Source organism: Peribacillus sp. NPDC058075, from assembly GCF_042885195.1.
Lineage (GTDB): Bacteria > Bacillota > Bacilli > Bacillales > DSM-1321 > Peribacillus.
In genome coordinates this window covers 14,630-26,846 of the sequence record NZ_JBHVSL010000006.1, presented here as the reverse complement: position 1 = coordinate 26,846, position 12,217 = coordinate 14,630, and the positions used below count along the sequence as shown (strand labels likewise).

Below are 12,217 nucleotides of genomic sequence, written 5' to 3'. Positions count from 1 at the left end.
TGTGTAAATAGTGTCCAAAATTGGTATAAAGGTAGTTACTACCTTCTTAGGATACTTTTATGACCTGACAGTATTTGAGGATAACTTTTATAATAGCTTGAAAGTAAGGAGATCGAATCCTTATAGATCATTTTTTTTGTGTATCGGTTTTATAATCAACTTTCATTGCTACGGCTCGTACAGGTGAACCATCCGCCCCTACAATCCGTAATGGAAAAGCGCTGATGAGAGGATTAGGAAAATCTATCGCTCCAAAATTAGTTAGATTTTCTGCGATGATTCCGTTTATCTTGGCCACTGCATCGTGGATAGGAAATTCTGTACCACCTGTACGATCGATATTGATTGTATCGATGAAAAATGAGCGAATTCCCCTTTTTATCATTTCATGAATGACATCTTCATGAACATAAGGATGACGAAAGAATGGTTCCTTCCCTACATATTGTGACCAACCTGTATAAAACAAAACGATTTTTCCAGAAGCCAGTTGATCCAAGTAAGGTTCCACATCTTTCAGGGTAATAGCTTCTTCCTCCCCTTTTTCTGTTACTGGAATTACTACTCCAATCCCAATAAATAAACGCAAATCTGATTCATCAATACGTTGGCTCTCATTAATAAAATGGTATGGTGCATCTACATGAGAGCCTGTTTGGGAACCAAGATGTATATGAAGAAGATTATACCCGTCCCTTTCTATAGTTGTAGCAACACTAATGTTCGGTTCAGGATCTCCAGGGTAAATAGGTGTATCATTCGTTAATTGGAGAGATAAATCAACAATTTTTTGAACTTTAAGCATAACTATGCCTCCCTTTCTTCATCCCACGCATATAAATTGTTAATTTTTTATATGACTTCAGATTCTTTGCTTTCTTCCTGCACCCTGATCCTTCCCGTAACTTTCATTAGCCCTGAATAAACTACGCAGGTAAGCAGGAAGGTTACTATTGTAGTTCCTATGGAAAGAGGTTGTACGTAGGTAAAGTAATAAGAGAATCCAGCTCCGATAATAAAAGAAATATAAGCAACATAGTTAGTCCCATTCCTATACCAGTAAAGCTTGTTCTCGCCAGAAATAATCTCAGAAGCATCATACTGGCTGCGTTTAAGAAGGTAGTAATCTGTCAACATAATAGAGACAACTGGTATAAAAAGACTTCCAATCATTATTAGAAAGCCTTGGAAATTCGAAAGTAACCAATCTTTAAGCAGGGCACCGCATATACAAATGATTCCTATTGTTAGCGCAACTTTCCAGAATCTCTGTTTCTTAAAAATCGCTAAGTATGAAATTGTGGCACTATATAAAACCATTGTGTTCGTTGATACAACGGAGATGAAGATAACTAGCGCTGCAACAAGACCAAAAACAGGATTGGATTCTCCGATTAAAACAGTTGGGTCATACGTTCGTGTCATATTATTCAATAGTGAAAATCCAGAGACAGTTGCCCCAAGTGTCATCGCAATAAATGTTGCGGCACTAAACCCAAAATAAGTTCCAATCATACCGCCTTTTTCTGTTTTACAATGGCAATTATGATCACTTACCATAAGCATCCAGGAAAAAACAGTTGCAACCACAAGATCGAATGCCACTATAGCAGTTATGGAAGTATTATCGATTGTTGTCATTTGAATTAAACTTCCTGCATCAAATTTAATAAACATATAACCAAAAACGATAACAACCAGTATAACCATTAAACTAACGATGAATTTTTCCGCGCTCTCAATTACACGGTGGCCGTACATAGCCAAAAGAACAACTAGCGCTTCAGTTAGAATCGTAAATAAATTAATATTGCTGTATCCTGTCAAATAAAATACCGCTTGATTTAGGCTCAGAGCCCCCATATATGCCTGAACCCAACTCCAGCCGATGAGTACAAGAGTGTTCACGGCTGTAGGCAATACTGCTCCACGCTGACCGAAGGCTCCTCGAGCCAATATCATGGTGGGTAAGCCGGTGCGGGTCCCTATATTCCCCATTAAAATCAATGGTATTCCACCTACTAACGTTCCGATTAAAATTATTGTAAGCGCTTTTGAATATGCCATGTCAGGAACAAACAGCATGCCAGAAAATACTGTGGTTACTACAACATTAGAGCCTAACCAAAGAAATAAAGTAGAGAACCAACTCATTGACCTTTCATTCATAGCGATTGGTCTCATACGATCTATGCCATTTGTTTCAGGTAAATTCGACATTCAATTCTCTCCCTATTCCCCTAAAATTTTGCATTAATTACGAGCAAGAATTTTATCATTTGGCTTTAATCAATTTCAGCTTATTAGGTCTTTACCTTCAATTGTATTGATTTCTTTTGACAATACTTTGTTTGCATTTTCAGTCTGATAATAGCCTTTAATAGCTTTGGACGACGTTAAGTTATCTTCACGTTTATCAAAGCTATTGTAGACGCACTGGCAATGGCTTTTGGTTACAGCATATTGAACGCCCCCATGTTTTTCATAAGTAAGTTAACACTCCTTTTTCTTGAATAAACGTCTGAAAAATATCAATTTACATATTACTTAAGCAAGATTCGCGCCAACTTACTTCGCAGATATTGACAGCCATTTTAGCTAGGTTTTTTAATATATTGATTTAAAATTTAAGCAAATCCTTATTTTCTGATTTAATTTTTGATTATTTCCTCTTTTTAATTAATATTTTAATCAATATCCATAGACATAAAAGGCGGGGAACCTATTGGATGTTAATGACAATTCGGGTAGCTTTCGCTAAACTTGATTAGGGGACGATTATTAGCTATTCGCCACTCGAATTAAATAACTTCGTTAGCTGAAGATCAGAGCTGTCTGTAAGGCAGCTTTTTCTTTATGCAACTAACGGGGCAGGATAGTTCAAGAGTGCATATGGAGTTGTTCAACAATTGGGCCATTTTATTGAAGATGGGTCTTGTTTAGAATGAGTATATTTGAAAAAATTGGAACTTGATAAAAAGAAAGAGTTTTTGGTAGGTGGTTCGTTCGTGGAGAGTGTTTTTGTAAAGTTAATTTTAGTGTTATCTATTTTTGGACTTTTTCTCTTTTTCATTAATAAAGTTTTGAGAAAATGGCTTAATTGTGAAAAGAAAAAATTGTTTTCCTATGGCCATGTAAATGATAAATACAAAAAAATTGATGGACAATTAGAATCAGTTTTATTGTCTTTGTGTTTATCGGTTTTTTCACTAACGTCAAACGTGACCCTTTAGAGCATATTTGGTTTTTGGAAACGCATATCCTTTTGTTTGTTTTTATAATTGTATCTGAAACAGCTAGAGTAATTATGGAGAAGAGATATGCAGAAAATAGACATGATTATATTTTTTCAACTATTCAATTAGTGATAATAAAATGGTAAAAAATTTATCTTCAGCAATCGGGCGAGATTCTTGAATAAAGTTCGCTTTTCTTATAGAACTAACGGGTGCGTTAGTGAGAACCGGGGCTGCCATTTGGTGGCCTTTTTGCTTAATGAGCTAAAGGGGCAGGTAAGTTGCACAACGGCCCCTTTTAAGCATAGTAATAATAAAATGTATGGAACAATACGGCAGCTAGTGCTGCAATTTCTTCCGTTGTTGATTCAATATTAATGGTATCAACCATTGAAATCTTAGTGGAGAGAGGAATAGAAACACTTGCAATTCGTTTATTGTTACATTTTAAGTGACATGTACCTGTATAATCTTTTTCAAAATAATAGTCTTGATTGGCAATTTTAAATGAATACGCTTTTTCAATCAATTGAACTTTATGTCGTGCAATCGGTATTGTCTGCGAGGATAAATGGTCAGTTATTTTATATAGAATGCCAGGAAACGCACAATCTATGCTATAAAGGGGTTTCCCGTAAGCATTGGTTATTCTATAAGAATAAGGTAAACCAAAACGAATTGTCGCATTGACGATACTGGCAAGGAATTTATGTCGTTCTTTTTGCATCAAAAAAATGGTTCTACCCTGTTCGTCTATTATTGGTAATTTGGTTGAAATAAGCACCGATTCAGGAACTTGATAAGTAAAGGGTTGCACCTAATTCCTCCTTTACCATTGATTGTTTTTGCGTTAATTCTAATACTAATCCTTATCCACATACAAATATAATTCCTTATAGAACTAAAAGACCTAACTATTCACATAAACGACCTCCCTGATGTACTTTGTAGACTTCATAATTGATACCGATATAGATAGAATTTATTAACCTCTTATTAAGCTAATAGGTCATTCAGGTAAGTTCCCAATAAACTTATACTTCTATCGAAAATGATGATAACATTAACTATGATATTAGTATTTTATGGGAGTGGCAGGATGGATTTGTGGGAAGAAGAATTTGATGATAATTTTAAAGGTGAACTAAATGCGGAAACGCTTCAAAAAGTTCAAAGAGAATTACAAGTGGATTTGCCCGAGTCATATATTAACGTACTGAATAAACGAAATGGATTCTATCTGAAAAAGAAGTATTTTCCTACCTGTATCCCTAATAGTTGGGCCAATAATTCCGTATATGTCGATGCTTTATTCGGAATAGGGGAAGACTCCGGATTAATCGACACAATCTATTTACGTAAAGAATGGGGGATACGGAGTAAAAAATTAGTCATCATTTCATCGGGGCTCCTGCGTTTATATGCTTGGATTATAGACGTAGAAAAAATCCAATTGTTACTTTTATCGATGTTGAAGCAAATCAAGAGATAAAATTAGCCAAAGATTTTGAAGAATTTATGAATGGCCTTGTTGAAGAAATTAAAGAAGAGGAAATGGATCCTTTCGATGATAGTTCTCTAACCCGACAACAAATCGAGGAGTATTATACGAAGATTGATCATAGCATGCTAAATGGAAAACCAGGTGAAATAGACCAACTATTTATAAAAATTCTTTCAACAAATAACGAACTAATTAGATATATGGTTGAAAAAATGAGACACCACAAAAAACCTAAAGTGCAATATTATTTAATGACGTTCTTATCTGCATGTGCAGAAGGGAACAATAAAGGGATTATAGAAGATGATTATCTACGAGAAGTTTTAAATGAAATTTCAAATAGTAAAAATAAGGATGCTGAAGCTTTAGCCATTTATGGCTTAAAAGATTTAAATAAGAGACTTAATATTTAGTTTATAAACAAGAACTCTTCGTGAACTAATAGATTACAATACTAATGGTTAGGATTCGGCTGCTCTTTGTGAGCGACTCTTCTTATTGAGTTAACGCGGGGCGGGTTAGCAAAAATGTGAAGGATTGTACTTAAACTAACGGGTGCGTTAGCTGAAGATCGGAGCTGTCTCTAAGGCAGCTTTTCTCTTATGGAACTAAAGGGGCAGGATAGTTGAATAAGGACTTTTTCCAAAAAAGAAGGAAAGATTATATTAAGCATTGAAACTATATAGGGGTGAGTGATTATTGCATCTCTTTATCAGGAGGTTGTTAGGTATGTCGAGAGAATTATGGTTGAACCTGCCAGTGCGAGAACCAGAACGGGCAAAGGCGTTTTATACCCAGCTCGGTTTTCGGTTGAATGAGCAGTATGTGAGTCAAGACGGCTCATTCAGCTTGATAGTCGGCGACAATCAGGTAGTTTTGATGCTCTTCCCGGAATCCGCGTTCCGCGGTTTTGCTGGTAATGCGGTTGCGGATTCGTGGCAGGGCACTGAAGTGTTATTCTCTCTGGGGGCGAACTCCAGGGATGAAGTTGATGAGTTCGCCTTGAAAGCCGAACGTGCAGGCGGCACTGTATTCAGCAAGGCGGGCGAAAAGGGTGGCTGGATGTACGGCTGCGGTTTTGCCGATCCGGACGGTCATCGGTGGAACGCGTTGTATATGGATTTGAGCAAAATGCCGCAAGGCTGAAAACCCGATTCGCCATTTCGTGACAAGTGTTTAAACAGAAAGTAAAATAAAGTTACTTAACCACCGGGTGCTATTGTTTAATTAGAGCAATCGCACCATATTAAGTTTGTGAAGAATTGTACTTAAAGTAACAGGTGCGTTAGTTGATTAAAAAGGCTCCCAATTTGGTGGCCTTTTTAAATCGCAATTGATACAAACTGCGACATAAAGGGAGATGAAAATGTTAATTCGTTCGATAAAGATCATTGATTGCTGGGTTTGGTAAATCTTTAAGTATTTAATAATTACTTATTAGGGATTGCTTAAGAATCAACTTGTCTAGCTTTTCACTATATTTAAGTGTTTCCTGATGATTTAGACCTTTTTTAACACCAGTTTCTATAAGTAATTTTCTTAGGTTCTTTATATTTAATTCTAACTCCCTATACATTTTTATTTCGCACATTTTGAATACTCCTTTTTAGGTAACTAATTTCTATTTTAGGATTATATTACAATTATGTAATTGTTAAAATGTTTTCTCTTAAATTTGTTAATAAATAGGGAAATAGACATAAAATTATCCTGCAATACGTCACAGTTCGAATAAACCGTGAGACTGTACTACACATATTCATACAGTCATATTGTGAAAGCAAACGTCATTAACTGTGCGTTAAAGATGTACAGTGAGTGACGTTTGCTTTTACTTGAACTATAGGGGCAGATTAGTTGAAGAAGAATTGAGCTTTAACACCTCAAAAATTGGACTATTTTTCTTGAAATTTGGAAAGATAACTTCAGAGGTGAGTTTTATGAAAATGCTATATATATTGATTATTACCATTCCGATGTTGTCTTTTGGTTCAATTCAAGGATACGCACAACCTAAAGAATGTCCTGTGTTAAGTGAATTAGAGAAAACAACGATTAAGGATAAAAAAGAGGTAATAGAAGCGTTAAATACTTTAATTCCAAAAACGTATGGAACTGGATTAGATGATTTTCCTAACATATATACTAAGTGGGATGTAGTAACTGCCAAACCTTTTCCTAAAACAGTTGGCAATAAAGAAGAAGAAGACTATTTTGGAATGGCAAAGACCTTTTGTGGCAAAGAAATTGCTGAAAAATCATGGCTTGTACGTTTAGATTTCCCTAAAGCACCTGGAGCTAACTTAGCCCAAGGTCAAATATTTTTAGCCAAAAGTAAGGAAAAAGGATGGTTTGTTTGGTTTCAATACCATTAAATTGCTATTCCTTAAGGAACTAACGGGTGCGTTAGCTGAAAATCGGAGCTGTCTTCAAGGCAGCTTTTTCTTATGGCACTAAAGGGGCAGGATAGTTCCATAAGGAATACTGTTAAGTGACATTAAATTCGTTTAAAAACGTCAGTGCTATGTATAATTAGTGATGTAAGTTTATGCTTTTTATGTAATAATTATTTTGTAGAAATGTAAAGTTGAAATTCATACATAGTGAAGGTGGAGATCATAATGGCAACGGGAACGCATACTGTAGTAGTTCCAGTAGATGTACAAGCAGTTTGGGATTATGTCAGTGATCTAGAAAAATGGGCAACGACAGTACCAGCCTATAAAGAACATGAAATCATAAATGACAAGCAATCTATTTGGACATTTGAAGGCAGTGTGAAAGGTATTAAAAAAACAATTCAAGCGCAGGTAGATATTACCGAATGGAATGAACCTTCAAATATTAAGTTTGAACTAAAAGGTTTATCAGATAATTTTACAGGAAGCGGTCAATTTACTGCAGAAGATGTTAATGGTAAAACAATAATGACTTGTACAGTGGAAATCCATGCAGGCGGATTATCTGGTGCGGTGTTAACACCAATTATTAAATGGGCTGTTCCAAAAGTAGCATCTCGTTTAACTGAATCTATCGCACGTAAAATTGCGGTATTCTCATAGTTTTTTTCAAAGATTGAAAGCCAGTTCATTTTGGAGATACCTTCTCTGAAGTGACCGATATAATGATGTCGAGCTCTACTAGAAATTTTATAATTAGCGGAAAGAGGGCTGTCCCAAAAGGATGGCCTCTTTTTTTCAATATTCCAGAATCGCTTTTCTTAATGAACTAACAGGTACGTTAGTTCATTAAGGAACACAAAAATGATTAAACTTTGTTTCAAACCTACAGCATAAACGATAATTTAGAAGATGATAAAACCCCTTGGCCGTCAAGGGGTTTATTTTTGATGGGTTTCTTTAAGAGTGATTATGTTATTTGGTTTTTATGGAAAGTAAACTTTGCTTTTTACCTTTTTATGTTAATTCTACAGAAAGTTTACTTTCCTTATTAGAGGTGGTTAGTTGAAAAATAAGCTAGAAATAATCCGAAAACAGCATGGAGTAAAACAGGAGGAACTTGCCGCAGCCTTAGAGGTATCTAGACAAACGATTGGGTCTTTAGAAAATGGTCGATATAACCCTTCAATAATTCTAGCTTTTAAGATTGCACGTTATTTTAATTTAAGCATTGAAGAAATTTTTATCTACGAGGAGGAAATAAATAATGAAAAATAAGGCACCTTGGATTATAACCTTAAGTGGAATTGTCTTAATATCATTTGGAATATTCGTACCTTTTCCTGTGGCAAATGAGATTCGTTCCCTATTTATCCGTCCTGATCTAGTTTCCATAGCTATTATTTTTACTGGGGTCTTTCTCACCTTTTCTGGAGTAACATCTATTTCAAGTGAAAGATTTAAAACTAAAGCACAAAAGATCGAAGAAAATGATGAGCGTAATACAAAAATTAATCAATTTGCAAAGTCTAAAGCCTTTGATTTTATGTCCATTTTATTTGGTATTGGTTTATTATTTTTAGCATTGCTAGGTTATATGAATAAGGTGTCTTTTTTCTTCTTAATTGGTATGTATTTTATTAGTAATTTTTTTTTCTTTATCAAAACTGGTTAATCAGAAAAGCTATTTAACCTAATTACGGCTATCAATGTTTTATACGAATCGAGCCGAAGGACTATTAAGGACCTATCTATAATGTTCCATGAAAGTATACTAACCCCATAATGTTCTTTACTTTAGGCTCTTTTCGTAAAGATTGTTGTTTTTAAAACAAAACTATGTAAGGTTGATTGGAGCGGAAGTGCGAGACTCCTGCGGGAGCAGCGGGACAGGTGAGACCCCACAGGCGTTTACGCCGAGGAGGCTCACCGCCCGCCCCGCGGAAAGCGAGCATCTGGAGGGGAAATCAACCACACCGCACTACTTGGTAAATAGCAGTAAATAGCAACAAAGTATGCGAAAACAGCCTTACTTTAATAAGGGAGTTGCTTTTGCAGCTCCTTTTCTTATGGAACTAAAGGGGCAGGTTAGTTGAAGAGATATTGGTTTAGTTATCATTTTATTTTTGGTAAACTTTTCAAGTAGTAAGTTTAAAAGGGAGAGGACAATAATGTTGCAGTCACTGATTTTTGATATGGACGGAACTCTATTTCAAACAGATAAAATTTTAGAATTATCACTTCATGATACTTTTAACCATTTACGGTCACTAAATAAATGGGATACAGTAACCCCTATTGATAAATACCGTGAAATTATGGGTGTACCTTTACCAAAAGTATGGGAAGCTTTGTTACCTAATCATTCCAAAGAAGTAAGAGAACAAACTGATGCTTATTTTCTGAAAAGATTAGTTGAAAACATAAGAAGTGGAAAAGGTGCTTTATATCCTAATGTAAAGGAAGTTTTCAGTTATTTAAAAGAGAATAATTGTTCAATTTACATAGCGAGTAATGGTTTAACGGAATATTTAAAAGCAATTGTGAGTTATTATAATTTGGATAATTGGGTTACTGAAACATTTAGTATTCAACAAATACAAACGCTCGATAAAGGTGATTTAGTTAAAAAAATTGTAAAAAAATATGATATAAAAATAGCAGCAGTAATCGGAGACCGTCTATCTGATATACATGCGGCTAAAGATAATGGTTTAATTGCAATTGGCTGTAATTTTGATTTTGCACAAGAAGATGAACTCGCTCAGGCTGATTTGGTAATAGATGACTTAATGGAGCTAAAAATAATATTACCTAAAATGAAAAGTAGCCTAATGAACTAACGGTTGCGTTAGCTGAAGATCGGAGATGTCTTTAAGGCAGCTTTTTCTTTATGCAACTAAAGGGGCAGGTTAGTTCAATAATAAAACCAGTTAAAATCACAGTGGACTCCACTGTCAAGGATTGAGTTATAGTTGTAATTTCTGCCGAAAACCTAAATAGAGAATTAGAATACAAATTTGTGTTGTTTTATTTATCTGCTATAATTTTATTAATAATCACATAAGGATGGATAAAAAAATGACCTCGATGTCGAAGATTTCCAGCTATTTAAAAAACAATGCGTATCCTCTATCAGTTGATATTGTCAAAAGTGTTTTAATTTCATTAAACTTGGTAATTTCTGAGCATGAAAAACAACAGGCAATTAATATGTATGCTAAATTACTGGATTTTTTGAGTAAATACATTACCGAAGATGAAAATAACCCACCAAATGCTTTAATTGATTGGAGTAAAAAAAATGCGCTGCAACAAGTGGAATCCGGTGGCAAGATTTCCGATATAGCAGTTCGTTACCCTCCTACACGGAATGTTTTTATAGACTTAATAACCCAAAAAAGTATTGAATTTGGTCTCACCTTAAAGGAAAATGCCCAAATCATCCGCCAGGTAAATTCTATTTTGGACATAAGCCTAAACGAAACAATACTTGCCTTTGAGCTGATCTCTGAAAAGTATCGAGAAGAAACTCAAAGAGAAATGGCAATTCTTTCAGCACCTGTTGTATTAATCAAGGATGATGTTGCGATTTTACCTCTTATCGGTATAATGGATTCTTATAGAGCAATGCATATTTCTGACTACGTGGTTCCCAAAATAGCGGAACTCCAGTTACAATATTTAATTGCTGATTATTCCGGCATTCTAAACATTAACACATATGCAGCAAATAATCTTCGAGATATAGCTGGAGTGCTTCAATTGTTAGGAATAGAAATAATAGTAACTGGGTTGCGTCCGGAATTAGTTCAAACTGTTGTACATAGCGGGATAGACATGAATGGAATCCAAACATTTGCGCATGTCAAACAAGCACTTAATTGGATTAACAAAAGGGATATTTGAATAGAAGTAAATAAAAAACTTTTGTTAATTAAAGGTGTTGCGGAAGCAGCATCTTTTTTATTGTTTGCTAAAGGGGCAGGTTAGTGGAATAAAAAATTTAAAATCGAAACTCAATTTAATACCTTTAAATGGTAAAATTGAAAAGAAATTCAATTTTATCATTGAGGTGGAGTTAAGTTGAAGAAAATTTTTACTGTATTATTTTTAATGATGGTTTTAACAGCTTGTGGTTCGGACAGTACTAAAAGTTCGCACACCACTAACTTGGAAGCCACAAAGGAAGATACTAAGGAAGCCACAAAGGAAGATACTAATCAAGAAAAGACAGAGCATAATTACCAATTCGCAGGAGAAAGTGAACACTGGGAAGCTGTATATTCTTATAAAGGAACCGAAATATGGGGGAAAAATGATAGCAAACAAACAACTCATTCTAGCAAAGATAACTATAAACTTGTATTGACATACAAGGGGTCTTTGGAAGAGTTAGCCTCTATAAAAAACCTTGAATATACTTATGAAACAACCACTTCAAGCGGAACTAAAACAGAGGTATACACTGAACCGCTTGACGAAAAAGTATTCTCAATGAGTGGAGCTTCAGAAAATGGAGCAATTATAGGTGAAGGCGAAGTTATAAAGGTATATGTAAAATGGGATGACTTTGAAGAGACATTTGAACTACATAATAAAGTTAAGTGATTTTGTTAAACTAACGGTTGCGTTAGCTGAAGTTCGGAGCTGTCTTTAAGGCAGCTTTTTCTTATGGAACTAACGGGGCAGTTTAGTTTAATAGTGAAACGGTTTTATTGGTAAATCGTATAATATATGTAAGATTAAATGGGGAAGTGAATTGTTTGGAAGTTTTATTTAGTTTTGTTGTAGGTGTTTTTTTTTAACCGGTGGAATTATTGCATTTTTCCCTCCTCCTAAATTACCTTGGATAATAAGATTTTTAATTATATTTATTGGTGTGGGTTTTATTTTGTACTCATTATTAAGATTGTTCGGGCTACTTTCTTCTTAAGTTAACTGGTGCTTTCCTTCATTATCAGGAGCTGATCAGCAGCAAATGGAACTAAAGGGGCAGGTTAGTTGAAGATATAATTAGAGTATAGAGGTGAAATATGGAAATTTTAAAAAACGCTAAAATATTAAATACAATCTTT

The 12,217-nt window shown here is 34.8% G+C and carries 14 protein-coding genes and 1 pseudogene; 11 read left to right on the top strand and 4 right to left on the bottom strand.

All coding sequences use genetic code 11. The features are described from left to right. Positions 1-127: 127 nt before the first annotated feature. Positions 128-805: a cyclase family protein gene (locus ACFVS1_RS24530; RefSeq protein ID WP_387551509.1), complete on the bottom strand. Its 678-nt coding sequence runs from the start codon at positions 803-805 to the stop codon at positions 128-130. A gap of 47 nt (positions 806-852) precedes the next feature. After that, positions 853-2,220, bottom strand: a complete 1,368-nt coding sequence (locus tag ACFVS1_RS24525) for a purine-cytosine permease family protein (protein WP_387551506.1) — start codon at positions 2,218-2,220, stop codon at positions 853-855. A gap of 788 nt (positions 2,221-3,008) precedes the next feature. On the opposite strand from ACFVS1_RS24525, the pseudogene ACFVS1_RS24520 reads away from it, so the two are divergent. After that, a pseudogene (locus ACFVS1_RS24520) lies at positions 3,009-3,382 on the top strand (DUF4181 domain-containing protein). A 152-nt stretch (positions 3,383-3,534) separates the two neighbouring features. Here ACFVS1_RS24520 and ACFVS1_RS24515 read toward each other — a convergent pair. Next, positions 3,535-4,053 carry a tubby C-terminal domain-like protein gene (locus tag ACFVS1_RS24515; RefSeq protein WP_387551503.1) on the bottom strand — a complete coding sequence of 173 codons (519 nt, stop codon included), beginning with the start codon at positions 4,051-4,053 and terminating at the stop codon, positions 3,535-3,537. A gap of 282 nt (positions 4,054-4,335) precedes the next feature. Here ACFVS1_RS24515 and ACFVS1_RS24510 point away from each other — a divergent pair, with 282 nt between their 5' ends. From ACFVS1_RS24510 to ACFVS1_RS24500, 3 genes are all read left to right on the top strand, one after another. Next, on the top strand, positions 4,336-4,728 hold the full coding sequence (locus ACFVS1_RS24510) for an SMI1/KNR4 family protein (RefSeq protein WP_387551500.1): 393 nt from the start codon (positions 4,336-4,338) through the stop codon (positions 4,726-4,728). After that, the gene (locus tag ACFVS1_RS24505) at positions 4,662-5,153 is read left to right on the top strand and encodes a hypothetical protein (RefSeq protein WP_387551497.1); all 492 of its coding nucleotides are present in this window, start codon (positions 4,662-4,664) and stop codon (positions 5,151-5,153) included. The genes ACFVS1_RS24510 and ACFVS1_RS24505 overlap by 67 nt, the downstream gene beginning before the upstream one ends. Positions 5,154-5,469: 316 nt before the next feature. Then, positions 5,470-5,886, top strand: coding sequence for a VOC family protein (locus ACFVS1_RS24500; RefSeq protein ID WP_387551494.1), 417 nt, complete (start codon positions 5,470-5,472; stop codon positions 5,884-5,886). Between the two features lie 277 nt (positions 5,887-6,163). On the opposite strand, the gene ACFVS1_RS24495 is transcribed toward ACFVS1_RS24500, so the two are convergent. Beyond that, a complete protein-coding gene (locus ACFVS1_RS24495; RefSeq protein ID WP_309559627.1) occupies positions 6,164-6,316 on the bottom strand; it encodes an aspartyl-phosphate phosphatase Spo0E family protein in 153 nt (50 codons plus the stop codon). 364 nt (positions 6,317-6,680) lie between these two features. On the opposite strand from ACFVS1_RS24495, the gene ACFVS1_RS24490 reads away from it, so the two are divergent. The 7 genes from ACFVS1_RS24490 (at position 6,681) to ACFVS1_RS24460 (ending at position 11,750) form a co-directional block, all read left to right on the top strand. Further along, positions 6,681-7,115, top strand: coding sequence for a hypothetical protein (locus tag ACFVS1_RS24490; RefSeq protein WP_352926950.1), 435 nt, complete (start codon positions 6,681-6,683; stop codon positions 7,113-7,115). 246 nt (positions 7,116-7,361) lie between these two features. Beyond that, entirely contained in the window at positions 7,362-7,802 is a 441-nt protein-coding gene (locus tag ACFVS1_RS24485) for an SRPBCC family protein (RefSeq protein ID WP_352926947.1), read from the top strand. A gap of 402 nt (positions 7,803-8,204) precedes the next feature. After that, complete coding sequence (locus ACFVS1_RS24480) at positions 8,205-8,417, top strand: helix-turn-helix transcriptional regulator (protein WP_061465124.1); 213 nt, start codon at positions 8,205-8,207, stop codon at positions 8,415-8,417. Continuing rightward, the gene (locus tag ACFVS1_RS24475) at positions 8,407-8,814 is read left to right on the top strand and encodes a hypothetical protein (RefSeq protein ID WP_387551489.1); all 408 of its coding nucleotides are present in this window, start codon (positions 8,407-8,409) and stop codon (positions 8,812-8,814) included. The genes ACFVS1_RS24480 and ACFVS1_RS24475 overlap by 11 nt, the downstream gene beginning before the upstream one ends. A 496-nt stretch (positions 8,815-9,310) precedes the next feature. Further along, positions 9,311-9,982, top strand: coding sequence for an HAD family hydrolase (locus tag ACFVS1_RS24470; protein WP_387551486.1), 672 nt, complete (start codon positions 9,311-9,313; stop codon positions 9,980-9,982). A gap of 238 nt (positions 9,983-10,220) precedes the next feature. After that, entirely contained in the window at positions 10,221-11,048 is an 828-nt protein-coding gene (locus ACFVS1_RS24465; protein ID WP_387551482.1) for an STAS domain-containing protein, read from the top strand. A 177-nt stretch (positions 11,049-11,225) separates the two neighbouring features. Continuing rightward, on the top strand, positions 11,226-11,750 hold the full coding sequence (locus tag ACFVS1_RS24460) for a hypothetical protein (protein WP_387551479.1): 525 nt from the start codon (positions 11,226-11,228) through the stop codon (positions 11,748-11,750). Positions 11,751-12,217 lie beyond the last annotated feature (467 nt).